The organism is Allofustis seminis DSM 15817 (assembly GCF_000374325.1).
Taxonomy (GTDB): Bacteria; Bacillota; Bacilli; order Lactobacillales; family Carnobacteriaceae_A; genus Allofustis; species Allofustis seminis.
Genome location: NZ_KB894079.1, coordinates 224,167 through 242,864, shown reverse-complemented (window position 1 = coordinate 242,864; position 18,698 = coordinate 224,167). Strand labels below are relative to the sequence as shown.

Annotated in this window: 12 protein-coding genes; 9 read left to right on the top strand and 3 right to left on the bottom strand. The window is 36.4% G+C overall.

All coding sequences use genetic code 11. The annotated features are described in order from the left end of the window. Nucleotides 1–55 precede the first annotated feature (55 nt). Both C231_RS0101125 and addA read left to right on the top strand, forming a co-directional pair. Nucleotides 56–3,718 carry a PD-(D/E)XK nuclease family protein gene (locus tag C231_RS0101125; RefSeq protein WP_018658819.1) on the top strand — a complete coding sequence of 1,221 codons (3,663 nt, stop codon included), beginning with the start codon at nucleotides 56–58 and terminating at the stop codon, nucleotides 3,716–3,718. Further along, nucleotides 3,696–7,400 (top strand): helicase-exonuclease AddAB subunit AddA, encoded by a 3,705-nt coding sequence (addA, locus tag C231_RS0101120; protein ID WP_018658818.1) that lies wholly within the window; start codon nucleotides 3,696–3,698, stop codon nucleotides 7,398–7,400. Before C231_RS0101125 ends, addA begins: the two co-directional genes overlap by 23 nt. Before the next feature lie 69 nt (nucleotides 7,401–7,469). On the opposite strand, the gene C231_RS0101115 is transcribed toward addA, so the two are convergent. From C231_RS0101115 to C231_RS0101105, 3 genes are read right to left on the bottom strand one after another with little or no spacing between them, the layout of a single operon-like run. Beyond that, nucleotides 7,470–8,690, bottom strand: a complete 1,221-nt coding sequence (locus C231_RS0101115; protein WP_018658817.1) for a putative glycoside hydrolase — start codon at nucleotides 8,688–8,690, stop codon at nucleotides 7,470–7,472. A 13-nt stretch (nucleotides 8,691–8,703) separates the two neighbouring features. Then, entirely contained in the window at nucleotides 8,704–9,516 is an 813-nt protein-coding gene (locus tag C231_RS0101110; RefSeq protein ID WP_018658816.1) for a polysaccharide deacetylase family protein, read from the bottom strand. Continuing rightward, the gene (locus C231_RS0101105) at nucleotides 9,513–10,160 is read right to left on the bottom strand and encodes a YkyA family protein (RefSeq protein ID WP_018658815.1); all 648 of its coding nucleotides are present in this window, start codon (nucleotides 10,158–10,160) and stop codon (nucleotides 9,513–9,515) included. Before C231_RS0101105 ends, C231_RS0101110 begins: the two co-directional genes overlap by 4 nt. A 128-nt stretch (nucleotides 10,161–10,288) precedes the next feature. On the opposite strand from C231_RS0101105, the gene lspA reads away from it, so the two are divergent. The 7 genes from lspA (at nucleotide 10,289) to adhE (ending at nucleotide 18,582) form a co-directional block, all read left to right on the top strand. After that, nucleotides 10,289–10,744 carry a signal peptidase II gene (gene lspA, locus C231_RS0101100; RefSeq protein WP_018658814.1) on the top strand — a complete coding sequence of 152 codons (456 nt, stop codon included), beginning with the start codon at nucleotides 10,289–10,291 and terminating at the stop codon, nucleotides 10,742–10,744. Next, a complete protein-coding gene (locus C231_RS0101095) occupies nucleotides 10,741–11,640 on the top strand; it encodes an RluA family pseudouridine synthase (RefSeq protein WP_018658813.1) in 900 nt (299 codons plus the stop codon). Before lspA ends, C231_RS0101095 begins: the two co-directional genes overlap by 4 nt. 361 nt (nucleotides 11,641–12,001) lie before the next feature. Further along, nucleotides 12,002–13,396 carry a hypothetical protein gene (locus C231_RS0101090; protein WP_018658812.1) on the top strand — a complete coding sequence of 465 codons (1,395 nt, stop codon included), beginning with the start codon at nucleotides 12,002–12,004 and terminating at the stop codon, nucleotides 13,394–13,396. Beyond that, nucleotides 13,350–14,558, top strand: coding sequence for an InlB B-repeat-containing protein (locus C231_RS07525; RefSeq protein WP_083912480.1), 1,209 nt, complete (start codon nucleotides 13,350–13,352; stop codon nucleotides 14,556–14,558). Before C231_RS0101090 ends, C231_RS07525 begins: the two co-directional genes overlap by 47 nt. 210 nt (nucleotides 14,559–14,768) lie before the next feature. Then, nucleotides 14,769–15,119: a 50S ribosomal protein L19 gene (gene rplS, locus C231_RS0101080; protein WP_018658810.1), complete on the top strand. Its 351-nt coding sequence runs from the start codon at nucleotides 14,769–14,771 to the stop codon at nucleotides 15,117–15,119. 103 nt (nucleotides 15,120–15,222) lie between these two features. Then, nucleotides 15,223–15,717, top strand: a complete 495-nt coding sequence (locus C231_RS0101075; RefSeq protein ID WP_018658809.1) for a hypothetical protein — start codon at nucleotides 15,223–15,225, stop codon at nucleotides 15,715–15,717. 210 nt (nucleotides 15,718–15,927) lie between these two features. Further along, nucleotides 15,928–18,582: a bifunctional acetaldehyde-CoA/alcohol dehydrogenase gene (gene adhE, locus C231_RS0101070; protein ID WP_018658808.1), complete on the top strand. Its 2,655-nt coding sequence runs from the start codon at nucleotides 15,928–15,930 to the stop codon at nucleotides 18,580–18,582. The last annotated feature ends 116 nt before the right edge of the window (nucleotides 18,583–18,698 follow it).

Below are 18,698 nucleotides of genomic sequence, written 5' to 3'. Positions count from 1 at the left end.
TGGTAGAATAGATACATAGATAAAGTATGAATGTATGCATGAAAGGTGGCATGTCATGGGACTCCAATTGTTGTTAGGATTAAATCATGAAGCAAGACAGCATTTTTTAATTCAATCAATTAAAAATCATTTACAAAATCATCATTATAAAAAAATTTATTATATTGTGCCAGATAATGTGAAATTTGAAGCAGAATTGTTACTTTTAAATTCGCTCAATCAAGAAAAGACAGAGACAGTAGGGATGATTGACTTACAAGTGTATAGCTTTTCACGTCTTGCATGGCATCTCAATACAGCAGAAACGGATCGAAAAATTAGACTCTCAAAAACGGGACTAACAATGCTCATCCGAAAAATTTTAAATGAAAATCAAGACCAATTAAACATTTTTCGCAATGAAGTCCACCAACCTGGTTTCACACAACAGTTGCTCGATCTTTTTCTTGAGCTGAGAAGTGGAGATATTGATACTGAGTTATTAGAAGAGATTGTTCAAAAAGAATCAGATATGCACAGTGAATTTCAATTAAAAATAAAAGATATCCAAATAATTTTTGAGAAATTTGAAGAGGCGCTGGGGGATAAATATTTACTCAATGAAGATTTATATTGTCAATTGCAACGCGATATTCAAAAGGCAAATATGGAAAATACGCTAATTGTGATTGATCATTATAATTATTTTTCTGCCAATGAGCTTAAGACGGTACGATTGCTTGCGCAAAATGCAAAAGACATTTGGATTAATCTAAATCTAAAAGATATACCTGAAAACTTAAGTCAGATGGAACAGCAATTCTTTAATCAAACTATTGATACCTATTGGCACATTCATAATATGGCAAAAAACCATCATATTCCATTGTATTCCCCAACTATTGCTTCATCATGTGAGATAGAAGAGTCGCAGCCTCTGTTTGGCTTCAATAGATGGTGGTATTTAATGAATACTCACTTATCTCCTATTATGCCAGAGAATAAAGATATTAATGTAAATATTTACAAAGCATCAGATAAAAAAAGCGAAATATTGCATATTGCAAATAAAATGAAAGAAATGGTTTCGTCTAACAATTATCGCTGGAATGATTTTTTGTTAGTGACGCGCGATATGGGAAGCTACCGATTGCTTATTGCACAAATTTTCGAGCAACAGGGAATTCCATATTTTATCAATGAATTTTCAACAATGATTCATCATCCAATATTTGAATTGATGGAAAGCTTATTTAAAATGTTTAAATATCATTTTAGACATGAAGATGTGATGCAATTTTTAAAAACAGAACTGATAGTGCCACTGCTTAGCACTGAAGAATTCAAATGTATTACTTATGATAACCAAAAGGAAGAAATAAATGAACAATTATTCCAAGAGTGGAATCGAAGTGTCCAAGAGTGGCGCCATGCAGTAGATATTGCTGAAAATGTTGCATTAGCTTTAGGTTATGAAGGCAATGACTGGCTATCTGATGAAGAGTGGATTTATGCGCGCTTTAATATGGAGGATTTGTCGCAGCAATCTGATCATGAAGAAGCGATGCAACAGGTAGCCAATAGCGTTAAGGAAAAATTCCAGCAAATAGTGCTCCCATTAAAAGAAAAAATAGAAAAGTCAAAAACAAATGAAGAAGCCATTATAGTTCTTTATGAATGGATGTTAGAATTTGGCGTTCGCGATCAATTATTATTTTGGCGCGACCAATTCTTATCGCATCATAAATTAGAAGAAAGCGCCCATCATGAACAAGCATGGGATGAATTGATGACGATTTTTGATGAATGGATTGAACTATTAGGGCAGGATGCATGGGATATGGAGTTATTTTTATCGATCTTGGAATCAGGCTTTGCCCAAAAATTGTATCGTTCAATTCCACCAATGATGGATCAAGTGTTGGTCGATCAGTATGACCACCGCAGTCTGACGAATTATGAAGTCGTCTTTGTAGTGGGGCTTAATAACCAAGTACTTCCAATGTATCCAATTAATAAAACACTTTTGACTGATGAAGATCGTGAATTTTTGCAGATGCAACTTAGTGGAGAGTCATTTATTAGAAGTAGCGGGGCACAGCGTTCATTTGATGAGCCATTTAACTTTTTTAAAGTGATTAGTCAAGCACATCGCCATTTATTTTTGTCTTATTGTGTGACTGACTCAGAAAATAATGAATTAAATATCAGTCCATATATTGAGCAAATTCAAAATGCTTATGGACTTGATATTGGAGATTGGAATCATTTTGCGCCTGTTGATACACCACTTAAAGCAATGTCCCAATATGCAACATCATCTACTACAGCCTTGGAGCAGTTGTTATATGCTAAAAGATATGCCACTGAAAACAGACAGCAGATTGACTTTTGGGAATCGGTAGTGAAATCATTGCTACTGTCACCAAAAGAAGAAAAGGTTGCAACTAGCTTGGAATATAAAAAGCGCATTGTTAAAATTCCAGATCTTCTTGCAAGACAGTTATATTTGCCAATTGATGAAAGTGGAAATGTAGTACAAAATGATTTATATCTCTCTGTTTCACAGATAGAGTCATTCTTTGTAGATCCTTATGCTCACTTTTTAAAATATGGTTTGAAATTAAGAGATCGTGATGCGTTAGAATTAACTTCGCTAGAACGTGGAAATTTCTTTCATGATTTATTGGACCGTTTTTCAAAAATGCTAATTCAAAATAATCGCTCATTGTTAGAAATAACAGATGAAGAGCTTCAATATCTAGTTGATACTCTCTTTAATGAAATGATTCAAGAACGAACTTATCGTCTGCTAAGCAAGACACCTATTATGACATTTAATGGTAAATTATTAAAACGAACACTTGAAAAATATTTAAAAGTGCTAAAAGCACAAGCCCAATATACATTGCTTCATCCAGCTTATTCGGAAGTGTTGTTTGGGAGAATTGCAGCAAGTACAGGTCTTCCATCATTAAAATTACCGCTAGCACATGGGGGAAATATTCAAGTACGTGGGAAAATCGATCGCATTGACTATTATGCAGATGAACAAAATAAAACAGGTTATTATGCTGTAGTAGATTATAAGTCATCAGATCATACGTTGAATTTCAAAAAGATGCTCCTAGGAATACAATTGCAGTTATTAACCTATTTGAATGTGGTTGAAAAAAATGCTGAGCAACTCTTTCATGATGGCCTACATCACAAAAAAATTGGCATGTTCTATTCGCATGTGCATCATCCACTAATTGATATCAATCAAATAAAAAAATCAATTGAAGTAGAGCTTATGAATCAATTCCGCTTGAAGGGTATAAATGTTGACAATATTGAAAGCTTAATGAATGTCTTTCATCAAGAAAAAGACAACATTAGCAAAGTAATTACTATCCGAACAACAAAAAATGGGTTCCACGCCACTGATAAAAAAATAAAAGTATTAGCGGAAGATGATGAATTTGAGATGTTAATCCAGTATAGCCAGCGCTTAATTCAGCATGCGGGGAATCTTATCTTATCGGGTGAAAATCGCTTAGAACCGTTAAGTGGATCAGGAATTTATCCGCCATCATTAAAAGAGTATCAAGGCATCTCAAAACTTGATCCAGCCCTTGCAAAACAAGATATTATTGATGTGGATCTTTTAAAATTAGGAAAAGAAGAAGTGCTACAAGAAATTATTCAACAGTTGAAAGAAGGGAATATCAAAGATGCGCGAGATTATATCAACTAAAAAGCCTGCTGACAGTTTTTATACGGAGCAGCAGTGGAAATCCATTTCGACCAGAGGCGACAACTTGCTGATTAGCGCAAGTGCAGGAAGTGGCAAGACACAAGTATTAACCTCTCGTGTCTTAGACCATTTAAAACAAGGCAAACAAATCGATCAACTTTTAATTGTAACATTTACAAATGCTGCGGCACGCGAGATGAAAGAAAGAATTCAAAAAGATATAAAAAAAGCCATTCAAGCTTCTGCAGATGAAAGCTTGAACCAGCATTTGTTGCATCAAAATATGAAAATTGGGCAAGCATATATTTCGACTATTCATTCATTTTGTCTACGCGTCATTGAAAGATACTATTATTTAATTGATTTTGACCCAGTGTTTCGTCAGTTGACTGATAATACAGAAATCTCAATGATAAAAGAAGATGTATGGCAGGAATTATTTGAAGAATTTCTTCTTGATGAATCTCACTGTTATGAACAATTTTTTATGAGTTATGGCAGTGATAGCAATCAGGAATCAATCTATCAACTTGTTGATCAATTATATTCTTTTGCAATGGCTAAGCCTAATCCTAAGGAGTGGCTACAACAATTGCCAGCACGTTATCATCTTGAACAAGGGCTGAGTAGCAGTTCGCTATACATCGATTTTATTAAACCACAACTGTTACAAATGTTGGAAGCCCAAACTCAAACCATTGAAGAATTATGGCATGAATGTGAGCATTATGGCGAAGAACTAGTTAAGACTTCTGAGGTCTTACAAAATGATTTTGAAAAACTTAGCACCATAACATCGCTACTTCATAATGATCAATTGGAGGAAGTAGTGGATGCTACAAGACAGTTGAAGTTTGAGGGTTGGAAGTCTGCAAAAAGCGAATCAAAAGAAATCACCGATGAATTGAAGATAAAACGCGATCGCGTAAAAGAAAATGTAATGGGGATGTTGCCGAATTATTTTTCACAACCTATTGCTACACAGGAGAAATATATTCAAGAAGCCTATCATTATTTGAAGACTCTTGTTGATATGACCATTCGATTCAAAGAAAGTTATGAAATATATAAACGTAGTCGTCAGTTGGTGGACTTTAATGATTTGGAACAATTAACCATTCAAATTCTAAAAACGCCGGCACCCAATTATTCAATCGCAGCAGAATATTATCAGCACTTATTTTTTGAGGTGATGGTGGATGAATATCAAGACACAAATGAAGTACAAGAAGAGATATTACGGCTGATTACGCGGCAGCATGTGTCAATTAATCAGCAGCAACAAATTAATGAGCCGAGCAGTTTTATGTATATGGTGGGTGATGTGAAGCAATCAATTTATGGCTTTCGACAAGCGGATCCCTCTTTATTTCAGAACAAATATGACAACTATGAGCATAGAGATGATGGTGCTTTAATTACGCTAGCAAAAAATTTCCGTTCACGTGCAGAAGTATTGGACGCTACTAATAGGGTCTTTGAAGCTATCATGCGCAAAGAAACAGGTGGCATTCCTTATGCAGGAAAAGAAGCACTACAGTTAGGCTTTATGGATTATCCTGAAAATGAAGCAATGCATTCTGAAGTGATGCTTTTGGATATGGATGCTCAAGAAGCGAATCCCAAATTAGAGGGACTGTCGAATGATGAGAAAATTGCCCTTGTAATGGCGGAACGCATTCATCAACTTTTGGCCCAAAAAACACAAATTTATGATAAAACATTAAAACAAAATCGCGATGTAACATTAGATGATATTGTAATCTTAACACGTACGAATTCAACGGCTGAAAGCACTAAAAAAATATTTGATGAGTGCCAGATTCCGATTATCCTAAGTCAATCACAAAATTTTCTAAAAACAATTGAAGTCACAACCATGATGGCCATTTTAAAAATTATTGATAATCCAATACAAGATATTCCATTTGTAACAGTGTTAACTTCAGCAATTGTAGGATTGGATGAAGTAGAATTGACCCGTATTAGAATATTAAATAAGACACACTCTTTTTATGAAGCATACCAACAATTTTTAACGACATCATTTATTGACGAAAAAAATATCACACTACAGAAGAAATTAAAAGATTTTGATGCATTATTAACAAAATGGCGAAATTTGGCGAATAAATTGGCAGTCAGTGATTTAATACGTGAAATTTATCAGGATACATTTTATAATTCATATGTTTTGGGCCTTATCGGAGGACAGCAGCGTCAAGCGAATCTTCAGGCACTTTATGAGCGTGCTGCCTCTTTTGAAAAAACTGGTTTTAAAGGTATTTTTCGCTTTATTCATTTTATTGAAAAAATTCAAGAACGTCAGGATGACTTAGCAGAGCCGACCATTAATAATACAGGACAGCCGGCTGTACGCGTAATGACAATTCATCGCAGTAAAGGCTTGGAATTCCCAATTGTCTTCTTGGGACAAATGGATCGAGCACTCTTAAAAGCTGAACAACGTCCAGTCATTATGCACCGCGAATTAGGAGCGGGTCTAACCTATCAAGATTATGAACGAAGTATGCGTATCAAATTATGGCCGCGACTGATTATTGAATCAGGCACCAAACGTGATGAATTGGAAGAAGAAATGCGAGTACTCTATGTGGCGATGACGCGTGCCGAGCAGAAGTTAATTATGGTGGGACGGGTTAATAATTATGAAGCTTCAATGGATGAATGGGATATGGTTGCAAAACGTGCCGATAAAAATGGACTGAGTGAAATGGATATCTTCAGTGCCAAGAATTATTTGGACTGGGTCATTCCCGCTACATTAGCCAAAAATGAATCTGCACTGGATATTATTGAAGCGACATTAAATCCGACACTTCTTATTGAAAATGAAGGCGCAACTTCAAACCAGAATGTAACACATGTAAAGGATATGGATGCGAACTTTAATGAAGCTGTCCAAAACGTTGTTGCATTAATTGATGAACCATACAAGCATCAACCCGCAACAGAGACAATCCCATTTCAATCTGTTTCAGAAATCAAGCGCCTCTTTGAAGACCCAGAGCTTGAGCAGCGTGCCATTCTTGATCTCACGCGAATGCATCCCTCAAAGAAAAATGTTGGGCGTTATACGAATGATACATTTGTGCCACCGAAATTCATCACAAAAGAAGAGCACCAGTTAGATGGACAACAAATTGGACAAATTGTTCACTTAATTTTGCAATATATTGACATTGAACAAGCACAGAATATCGAACAATTGCAGGAAGCATTCCTCCATTTACAACAACGACAACTTGTAAGACATGAATGGCTTTCAAAGATGCCTTTTGAAAAAATTAGTCAATTCTTTCAAACAAAATGGGGACAATCAATCATTGATCATAAATTGTCATTAAAAAGAGAAGTGCCCTTTTCAATATTAATGGATGCCTCCAAAATCTTTAATGAATTTGAGCCTGGGGAAGATAGGATCTTGGTCAAAGGAATTATTGATGGCTATTATGAAACATCAAAAGGGATTGTACTTTTTGATTATAAAACAGACCGCGTGAAACATTATTACGATCGTGCGGAAGAAGAATTAAAACGACGTTATCGTGGACAAATGAATTTATACAAGATGGCACTAGAAACAATATTGAATAAAAAAGTTATAGCAACAAGAATTATATCAATTGATCTAGCTGTTGCAATTGAATTAAATATTTAAAAAAATCCCTCACATTACCGCAGTGTAGCATGACACTGGGAGTTGTGAGGGATTTTTTATATTGACAATTTATTCAAAAGTATAGGTAGCACCCGTTGAATAATTATTAGCGGCATCCCATAGTAGAAATTCGTGGATACCATGCTTAGCGAGCGCTTCGACTTGTGCCGATACTTCAGCTGCACCATATGTTTTATACTGCCCTGCAGGTAAATAACTTGCAGTAAAATCTTGGAGCCATGGGCGCGTTTTTGGAGCATCATCGCCCAATTCCTCTAATATACTCAATTCATATGTCATATAGTGGTCAACAACACCATAAGGATCTAGGTCAGGGAGTACAATATCTAAGTTACCTGGTCCCCAGTGGCTTGGGTAGATCATACTCGAAATAACATCAACTTCAGCGGCAATTTTAGGGAAGCTTTGTCCAATACCAGGAGCTTCAATTACAACAGCCGTATAACCAAAAATATCGACAGCAACTTCCACATCATATAATAGAAGGTGCTGATAAGCATAATGGACGAAATCTGTTACGGCATCAACTCGGCGCTGAACATTGTCTTTTTCGGAGTTTTCATAATCGCCTTGAGAATAGATAAGTGTTTCGTCTTGTAATTCAAAACCTTCAGGGAAACGCACATAATCAAACTGGATTTCTTTAAATCCAAGTTTTGCTGCTGCAATTGCCACTTCAGTATTATATTCCCATACCTCTTTTAAAAATGGGTTGACGAAGCTTTCACCTGCACCATTTTCCCAGACTGTTCCATTAGGATTTTTGAAAGAGAGTTCCGGTCTTTTTTTGGCTAGCACTGAATCTTTGAAAACAACGATTCGGGCGATAGGATAAATCTGCTCTTCTTCAAAGACTTTCATTAATTTTTGAATATCAAATTGTTCAAGTGTCATCTGATTGATTAAAGGGTTGTCAGTCGCTAAGTTTGCAGTAATATTACCATGATCATCTTTAATATCTAAGACCATCGCATTGAGATCAGTGTCGCGGATAAATTGGACCAACTGGTTAAATTTATCGCCACCAGCAGAGTAGGCCGTTGTATAAATTCCTTTTACACCTGATTTTGGATAGTCAATCGTTACACCGCTATCATAAAGAAATTTTTTGGGCAATTTCGATGGCATCTTAATAAGGTCGCCTTCATGGATGTGGATGATAGATTTTTGTTCAGTATCATTATCATCGGCATAAGCAGGAAGTGAATGATTAAATGACATTAAAAATGAGGCACATAATATACTAAGGAATAATATTTTTTTTATCATATGTTGTCATCCTTTAATTGTTCATTTCACGTTTTGAGATAATTTCGGCAGGATCAACAAAAGTGTATCCTTTATCACGCAAACCTGAAATAATGCCTTCTTGTGCATCAAGTGTCCATGAGCGGTCGTGCATTAATAAGTTTGCACCAGACGATAGAAATTCAGTATTGACCATGATATCAGCAAGTGCTGCACCATTTTGATACTGTTCTTCCCAATCATAGCCGTAAGTCCAGTTCATAATGGTCATTTTTTCTTCATCCATTATTTTTAGTGTTGTTTCATTGAATAAACCAAAAGGTGGTCGTAAGAAACGAGGGCGTAGACCGATAATCTCTTCTACACGATCATTAACACCTTTAATTTCTTTTAATTGTTCTTCATAGGATAATGTTGTTAAATCTGGATGATTATATGTATGATTACCAATTTCAAAGCCTAATTTGTGAATACCTTTCAACATTTCTTCGCCACCTGGACGATCTAAGAACATAGCATTCACAAAGAAAATAGCAGGTACTCCTAATTTATCCAATTTTTGAGCAATTTCAAGCCCATGTTTGTCTGGTGTATCATCAAATGTCAAAAGCGCAACTTTTTCGCTGGCATTGGAGTCTTTTAAGGGAACAATTTGCCAAGTATCTTGATTGACTTCATATTTAAAGGTTGCGGTTTTTTCTTTTGAATCGGAATCTTCTGTTGCGACATGTTCGATATTATCTTTTTCGGGGGAGTCAGTTTGAGCCGAATCATCTTTTTTGTTGCCACATGCTACAAGCATAAGGGCACTCATTGAAAATATAATTAATTTTTTTTGAAGAGTCATTTGGTTGCATTTCCTTTCTTGAGTGATTCATTCACTTCTTTTTCAAATGATTGTTGAACTTTTTCTAAGTCATTGAATTGTTGATCAATGCTTTTCAATTCTTCTTGAAGTGTTTGATAATCGTCATTTAATTCATCTAAGCCATTGATGAAATCTTCTGATGTAGCATCTTTTTCGGCGATTTTTTGGAAGAAATCTTCTTGCAACTTGATATTTTTTTCATAATGTTCGTAATAAGTTTTTAGTTGTGCAATTAGATTTCCTAGCACGTCAAGGTAATGAGTTTTTACTTCTGGTGCAATCTTATCTTCTTTGTAGTTACGAATTGTTTCCGTTTCTTTTTCGAGTATTTCTTGTTGTTTTTTTAATTGCTCCAGTTGCTTTTGGCGCTGCATGATATTATCATATGCAGGATTTGAATGCTTGGAAAGGTCATGCAAATCTTTTGCTTGAATTGCTTCCGCAAAAGTGGCACTCATTTCAGATTCTATTTCTTGCGTGTCATTGAGAATGGTTACAATTTCTTCTTGCGTTTTTTGGATAGTGTCTTGAGCATTTTTTACATCGTCAAGCGTAACTTTGCCGCATCCTACTAGGAAAAAAGCGACAGTGAAAAGCAAGAAAGATATTTTTTTGTTTTTCATCATAAACTCCTTTAAAATAGAATTAATATTGTTAGTATAAAGAATAATGAGTCAATAATCTAGTCTGCCTCAAAAATAATATGACATTTTTATTTGAATTTTAGAGTATTAATAGGAAGGATTTTTTCATGTTTATTTTCTATTTAATCATTAGTTTTATTGTTGTTTTGGATCAGTGGAGCAAATATTTAATTGTGCAATCAATCCCACTTCATGAATCAATTAAAGTAGTGCCTAACATTTTTTCACTGACACATATTCAGAACACAGGTGCAGCTTGGAGTATTTTAGAAGGGCATATGTTATTTTTTTATAGTTTGACATTGTTGGTGGTTGCCGTTTTAGGTTATTGGCTACATCGTGAAGGAAAAGAAGATATATGGATAGGCATTGGTCTATGTTTGATGATTGGCGGTGCAATTGGTAATTTTATTGATCGACTGCTGAATGCTTATGTTATTGATATGATTCAATTAGATTTTATAGATTTTCCTATTTTCAATGTAGCAGATATTGCGCTAACTGTAGGAGTTGCTGTGTTATTGCTACATATGATATTTAAAAAAGAGGGAGAAATGCGATGAAAGAACAACTCCAACTCACTATTCAAAATGAAAAAGGGCGACTGGATAAAGTGCTTTCCCAATGCTTTCCCAATTTTTCAAGAACGCAAATACAAGATTTCATTGAAAAAGGGCAAGTAATGGTTAATGGTCAAAGCACGATTAATAAATATAAAGTAACTTGCGGTGACCGAATTCAAATTAACGTGCCTGAACCAGTTGCGATCGAAGTCAAGCCAGAAAATATCCCACTTGATATCTTATATGAAGATGAAGATATCGCGATCGTGAATAAGCCAAAAGGCATGGTCGTCCATCCTGGAGCGGGTAATCCGAATGGCACACTTGTAAATGCGCTACTTTATCATATCAAGGACTTATCAGGAATAAATGGCGAGATTCGTCCAGGCATCGTCCACCGATTGGATAAAGATACATCAGGCGGACTTGTCATTGCCAAAAATGATATTACACATCAGAAATTATCTGAACAATTAGAAAAGCGAACAATGAAACGTGAATATATTGCATTAGTTCATGGGCATATTCCACATAAGGAAGGGCGTATTGATGCACCCATTGGACGCGATCCACAAGATCGTAAGAAATTTATTGTACGTCAAGAAGGAAAGGAAGCCATTACTAACTTTTCTGTCCTTAAATATTTTGCCCATTATACATTGGTTCGAGCACAATTAGAAACGGGCCGTACTCACCAAATTCGTGTCCATTTTAAATATATTGGTTATCCTATTGTGGGGGACAATGACTATGGACGAAAAAATACACTCACAACAGAAGGACAGCTGCTTCATGCACAAAAATTAGGATTTATTCATCCGCGCACTGGAGAATATATGGAATATGTTGCGCCACTTCCTAGCGTCTTTCAAGATATCTTAGATCAATTGCAATAAAAGCTATGACCACTATATGCTATCAAGTTATAAAATATGGATAATATTTGAAAATAAAAAAAGGCTTGCATAAGAACAAAAAAGATTTGAATAAGAATAAAAAAAGTTTGCATAAAAATAAAAAAGGGTTGCATAAAATTAAAGAAAGGGCTACTATTAACTAATAAAGTACCCCTCAGAGATCACCCCTCAGAGATCACCCCTCAGAGATCACCCCTCAGAGATCACCCCTCAGAGATCACCCCTCAGAGATCACCCCTCAGAGGTCACCCCTCAGAGGCTAACTTTACTCTCTGCGGGAAAATAAAAATACAATAAGACTTCCCTAAAGAGAGAATAATCTTTAAGGGAGGTTTTTATTTTGAAAACGAAATGGAAGGGACGAGTCTTTGCGGGTCTATCTGCATTGGCTATGGGCTTGTCCATTTTGCCAATGAATGCTTTTGCACAGCAAGAGCCATTTGTTGAAGATAATCCGGCATCCACTCAAAATGAAGTACCACAATCTGATGTGGCATCTGTTGAGAATGGGGCAAATATTACGGTACCAAATGGTCCCGCTCAAAATGATAATGAGGAGAATATTCCTCTCGTTCAAAATAATGTGGTACAAGATGAAGTAGCTCAAGGTGAAAGTGATGAAGCAGTTGCACCACTACATGAGGCAAATCATGAAAATGATGAAGCAAATGTTGCTCCTGTGCCTCTGCCTTTACAAGTAGAAGAGCCTGCTGTCACAGTAGAAAAACTCAATCTGGTTGCTAAGACCGCTGATGGCAAGTATTACGGCATTATGACTCTTGGAGACAACAGAGATATTGAAGGTACTAGAAGTTTTTATGAGCTGACAGAAGAGCAATATAACGAGGCAAAAAAAGACTTCTTGCTTACCTTTAAGAGAAAAGATGGAAAAGCCTTTACGCTTCCACATACAAAATTTCAAAGCACTGATCAGCCAACAGGAGAGATTTTTACTGAAGTTCAGATTAAAAACCATCAGATATATTCTGCATCTGTGGGAGACCCCGTGCTGTCATGGGAGTCATTCAATCCCACTCAACTAGTTGAAGTAGAAGATGTTGTATGGTCTATTACGCTTCACAAAGATTGGGTGATTGAAGGCGATCCAGAATTTGCGACAGGAACCAGCTGGTCGAGTCATATAGACGGCATTTACATTTGCTATATCTGTGAGATAGATGGGCAAGGACATCGCATCTATTCTAAAAGCAATGAAACGAGTAGAAATTCACATAGATTGATCTATTTGGATACAGATTCAGAAAATGAAGATACTCTAAGTGTGATAACAATTAAAAATATTACGATTGACGGTAGCCTCGATGGTTTAGGCGAGACTCCTGCATTTGGGGGCATGTCTGTAGGTGTCTTTAATGGGAAACGAAATACAGCAGTAGATCTTGCTGAAGATGTTCATATTAAGAATTGCTTAGGTGGAGTTTACTTACACAAAGGCACAGGTCTTATTATGAATGCCTCATGTACCATTGAAAATTGCCACTATCAAGAAACTGGGTCCAATCCCTATATTGATCCTAATCAATTCACCTTTTCGGGCGGTGGTGCTATTGCCGCAGATGGTTGGGCACATATTACAATCAACGGTGGTAAATTTATTAATAATAGCTCTACAACAAATGGTGGTGCGATTTATACCCCATATGGTCAATCAAAAACAGTGATTAAAAATGCTGAATTTATTGGAAACTCTACCGCTGAACAAGATGGTTACTGAACCTGCTTTAATGTTGGGTGAGCCACCCATTGATCCAGATTATAGTGATCCATATGGCCCGCAGGATCCTTGGCCAGGGTATACCTATCCTGTTATTAAGCATTCAACATTTGAGGCAAATACGGCCGCAAGAAATGGTGGCGGTATCCTCACAGATATTCAGGTAACTGTTGAAGATAGTACATTGAGTCAAAACAAAGCAGTATCGGGTGGCGGTATCTTCACTCATGACCATGACTACTCAGACCCTGTGAATACAGCCAATTATCAAAACTTAACCATTAATGATGGTACAGTATTTGAAAACAATAAGGCTGCCTCTTTTGCAGAGCCACCTGTTAACTTTGCTGCCTTTACTAATTTACAATTTAAGTCAACATCATTTACACCAATGATGAATGCAACTTATCCGCTTATCTCTCATGATTCACTCTTAAATAATTATGATGTGAACTATGAAGGAAACAAACATCAAGTGGCAGAAGTCGCTTATGTATTTGTTGCAGAAGATGATCGTCCACTGCCAGCAAGTGTTCAAGCACTTCTTCCTGAAAAACAACAAGTGGCCAGTGGTAAAACAGTAACACCAGCCCAATTAGCACAGACAACTGTTGCAACATCTGAAGGTACATGGATCTTTAAAGGCTGGGATAAAGCGAGTGAAATTGTTACAGAAAATGGTGTTGTCTTTACAGGCACATGGACTTTTGAGAAAAAAGTTATAAATTATACGGTTACCTTTGATGCTAATGGTCATGGGGCAGCTCCTGAAGCACAGACTGTTATAGAAAATGGTCAAGCAACTGTTCCAACCCCACCAACGGCAGATGGTTATAGTTTCGGTGGCTGGTATACAGAAGCTGAATGTGACAATGAGTATGATTTTGATACTGCAGTCACGAATGACCTTACACTTTATGCAAAATGGACAAAAAATAAAGTAACTCCAAAAAGAGAAAATCCGCAACCAAAACCAGAGCCAAAACCAGAGCCAAAACCAGAGCCAAAAGCAGAGCCGAAACCAGAACCAAAACAAAAACAAAAACAAAAATTACCTAAAACGGGAGATATTTCTTCAAATGGTTCAATAGTGATAATGGCTATGTTGAGCGTGATAGGTGTCGGCAGTGCACTGATTTATTGCGGAAAAGAAGAAAATTAACTTTTTTGACAGCGGTGGAAGTTCACCGCTGTCTTTTTAGGTCTGGTCATGAAAGAAATAATACTATTTAAGCATTAAAAATCATACAGTAGGCTTTACATCAATAATCCAGTATGCTATTATAATTAATTGTGTGGAGCAATCCACTAATCATGCAATATTCCGCTGAGACCTATGCACTTATGAATATTGCGCGAGAGGAGAAGTAAAATGAACCCACTAATTGCAGAAATTACAAAAGAACAATTACGTGATGATATTCCTGAGTTCCGCCCTGGAGATACTGTTCGTGTTCATGCACGTATCGTTGAAGGTACACGTGAACGTATCCAAATCTTCGAAGGCGTTGTCATTCAACGTCGCGGCCAAGGAATTAGCGAAACATATACTGTTCGTAAAATTTCTAACGGTGTCGGTGTAGAAAGAACTTTCCCAGTTCATTCACCACGCGTGGCTAAAATCGAAGTTGTTCGTAAAGGTCGCGTACGTCGTGCTAAATTGTTCTACTTACGTGATCGCGTAGGTAAAGCAGCACGCATCAGAGAACGCGGACATCGCTAATATAAGAAAACCTCTATCAAAATGATAGAGGTTTTTTGTTTGCGTTGTATGAGAATGATTCTCTTGATATAATGAACATAATTCAAAATAGAGGACGGATAAAATGAACCCAATTATCGAAAAATTTGAGACAGCTGCTAAAGAAAGAAATATTGTTTTAGAGCGTTCAGAAGATACTAAGATGGTCAAAACTTATGGTGGAAAAGAAGTTGAATTAAAACAAGTGCTTTATCGCACGACATTGCAATTAGGAGAACGTGGTTATGTTCCAGCTTCGATCTTATTCCAAGATGATGACGCTAAAACAAAAATTAATTATCAAATCTCATATAGTCGAGTAGCACAAGTGTCCGACCGCAATAAGTTATCGGATATATTACTTGCCTTAAATGCACTTAATGCAAGTAAGACAGGCTATTATAATTTTATTGTTCAACCTGATGGTGGAATTAGTTTAAGACATGTTGGTTTGACAACTATTGATATTGAGTCAATGCTCGAAACTTTTGTATTTGCGGGTAAATTAATCGGAATACTACTTAAAGATTTAGAAAATATGGATGGAGTGGAAGTACTTCCAGTTAGTATAAAACAATAAATAAAATCGCAATATAAAGCAGTCCTTTGCGGCTGCTTTTTTTGTTGTCTTCACAAGAAAATAAAAATTAAAAAGAATACGTTTTCAAGAAACCGCATCCAATCGCTTAAATAAAACATTTCAAAAAATAAAACAAAAAAAGTATTTACAATCATTTGTGAAATATATAACATATCTCGTGAAAAGGCTAACGCTTAGGAGGATAAATAAATGAAAGATGAAAAGCAAATGTCACATCAACAAGAAGTAGTGGATATGATCAATGAACTTGCTGAAAAAGGAACACAAGCATTAGATGATTTTTTGGCATTAGATCAAGAACAAATCGACTATATTGTTGGTAAAGCTTCGGTGGCAGCGCTAGATCAGCATGGCTATTTAGCACGACTGGCAATTGAAGAAACTCAGCGCGGTGTATTCGAAGATAAAGCAACGAAAAACCTTTTTGCATGTGAGCATGTCGTCAATAATATGCGTCATACGAAGACAGTAGGAATTATTGAAGAAGATGAAGTGGAAGGCATTACAAAAATTGCAGAACCAGTGGGAGTAATTTGTGGTATTACGCCAACGACTAACCCCACATCGACAACGATTTTCAAATCATTAATTGCACTGAAAACCCGTAACCCAATCGTATTCTCTTTTCATCCTTCAGCATTGAAGAGCTCGATTGCAGCAGCTGAAGTAGTCTATAAAGCGGCAGTTGCGGCTGGAGCACCTAAAAATTGTATTCAATGGATCGAAAAACCAAGCTTAGAAGCTACAAATGAATTAATGAACCATCCAAAAATTGCAACAATTTTAGCAACAGGTGGAAATGCGATGGTAAAAGCAGCATACTCTTGCGGTAAGCCTGCACTTGGTGTTGGTGCTGGAAATGTTCCAACATATGTTGAAAAAACAGCAGATATCAAACAAGCTGCTCACGACATTGTCATGAGTAAATCATTCGATAATGGTATGGTTTGTGCTTCTGAATCAGGTGCAATCATTGATAAAGAAATTTATGATGAAATGATTGATGAATTCAAGAGTTACCATGTTTATTTTACTAATGCAAAAGAGAAAAAGTTGCTAGAAAAATATCTTTTCGGTTTTGCGGCTAATAGCAAGAATGTTGAGCAAGCAGTATTGAACTCAAAAGCAGTTGGTAAATCGGCACAGTGGATTGCAGAGCAAGCGGGCTTTACAGTACCAAGCGATACAAGTGTTATTGCGGTAGAGATTCCTGAAATTTCATCAAAAGAACCGATGAGTCGCGAAAAATTAACACCAATCCTAGCCATCTTAAAAGCCAATAGTACAAAAGAAGGCATTCAAATGGCTAAAGAGATGGTAGAATTTCATGGATTAGGACACTCTGCAGCCATTCATACGCGTAATAAAGAGATTGTCGATGAATATGGCTTAGCGGTTAATGTGATTCGTATTATTTGGAACTCGCCTTCAACCTTTGGTGGTATTGGAAATGTTTATAATGCCTTTACTCCTTCTTTAACTTTAGGGTGTGGCTCTTACGGTGGAAACTCAATTGGTGATAACGTTAGTGCGCTAAACTTACTAAATATCAAAAAAATAGGAAGAAGACGTAATAATATGCAGTGGTTTAAAGTGCCTTCAAAAATCTATTTTGAACGAGATTCAATTGAATATTTACAAAAAATGCGTAATGTTGAAAAAGCGATGATTATTACCGATGAATCAATGATTAACTTAGGATTCTTACAACGTGTCATTGAACAGCTTCATTTGCGCCGTAATAAAGTGATCTATGAAATATTTAGTGATATTGAACCAGATCCAGATATTACAACCGTTGAGCGCGGTGCAGTAGCAATGAAGAGCTTTAAACCTGATACAATTATTGCACTAGGTGGCGGAAGTGTATTGGATGCTGCAAAAGTTATGTGGATGTTCTATGAACAGCCGGAAATTGACTTCCACGATTTAGTTCAGAAATTTATGGATATTCGTAAACGCGCCTTTAAATTCCCAGAGTTAGGAGAGGTCGCTAAATTTGTAGGAATTCCAACAACTTCTGGAACGGGTTCAGAAGTAACTCCTTTTGCAGTGATTTCGGACAAGAAAAATAATATGAAATATCCATTGGCGGATTATTCACTTACACCGACGATTGCGATCATTGATCCCGCATTTGTTATGACTGTACCAAAACATGTTGTAGCAGATACAGGGATGGATGTATTGACACATGCCATTGAAGCTTATGTTTCTACGATGGCTAATGATTATACAGATGGCCTTGCACTGCAAGCGATAAAAATAGTCTTTGAATATTTAGGACGCTCTGTTTATCAAGGTGATTTTCATTCACGCGAAAAAATGCACAATGCTTCTACAATGGCAGGCATGGCATTTGCGAATGCTTTTTTAGGAATTTCACATTCTATGGCACATAAAATCGGCGGAATGTTCAATACGGTTCATGGTCGTACAAATGCTATTTTGTTACCATATGTCATCCGTTACAATGGAACACGCCCATCTAAGACATCGAACTGGCCTAAATACAACTACTATCAAGCAGATGTGCGCTATCAAGATATTGCACGAAGCTTGGGCCTTCCAGCGGACACACCAGAAGAGGGCGTCAAAAACCTTGCGCAAGCAGTCTATAGCTTAGGGGAACAAGTAGGCATCGAAATGAATCTAAAAGCCCAACTTGAAAAAAATGGCTTTACGAAGAAAGATTTCATGGCACAGACGGAAAATCTCGCCTATCTTGCTTATGAAGACCAATGTACACCAGTAAACCCAAGACTTGCCATGGTTGAAGACATGAAAGAAATAATGGAAGATGCATTTTATGGCTATAAAGAAAGACCCGGCCGTATTAAATAAATGGCATTTTCTATGATGAAGTTGTTTATATTATAAAATTAAGACAATTTATACTATGCCATGCATCACAATGTGATGCATGGCATTTTGTTGCGGTTTATATTGTGACATACTTT

What these genes read in the sequence shown, in the direction of transcription:
- addA (WP_018658818.1), top strand. Translation starts at nt 3,696, where the DNA reads ATGCGCGAGATTATATCAACTAAAAAGCCTGCTGACAGTTTTTATACG.
- C231_RS0101075 (WP_018658809.1), top strand. Translation starts at nt 15,223, where the DNA reads ATGAACCCAATTATCGAAAAATTTGAGACAGCTGCTAAAGAAAGAAAT.
- C231_RS0101095 (WP_018658813.1), top strand. Translation starts at nt 10,741, where the DNA reads ATGAAAGAACAACTCCAACTCACTATTCAAAATGAAAAAGGGCGACTG.
- lspA (WP_018658814.1), top strand. Translation starts at nt 10,289, where the DNA reads ATGTTTATTTTCTATTTAATCATTAGTTTTATTGTTGTTTTGGATCAG.
- C231_RS0101105 (WP_018658815.1), bottom strand. Translation starts at nt 10,160, where the DNA reads ATGAAAAACAAAAAAATATCTTTCTTGCTTTTCACTGTCGCTTTTTTC.
- rplS (WP_018658810.1), top strand. Translation starts at nt 14,769, where the DNA reads ATGAACCCACTAATTGCAGAAATTACAAAAGAACAATTACGTGATGAT.
- C231_RS0101125 (WP_018658819.1), top strand. Translation starts at nt 56, where the DNA reads ATGGGACTCCAATTGTTGTTAGGATTAAATCATGAAGCAAGACAGCAT.
- C231_RS0101115 (WP_018658817.1), bottom strand. Translation starts at nt 8,690, where the DNA reads ATGATAAAAAAAATATTATTCCTTAGTATATTATGTGCCTCATTTTTA.
- C231_RS0101110 (WP_018658816.1), bottom strand. Translation starts at nt 9,516, where the DNA reads ATGACTCTTCAAAAAAAATTAATTATATTTTCAATGAGTGCCCTTATG.
- adhE (WP_018658808.1), top strand. Translation starts at nt 15,928, where the DNA reads ATGAAAGATGAAAAGCAAATGTCACATCAACAAGAAGTAGTGGATATG.
- C231_RS07525 (WP_083912480.1), top strand. Translation starts at nt 13,350, where the DNA reads ATGCTGAATTTATTGGAAACTCTACCGCTGAACAAGATGGTTACTGAA.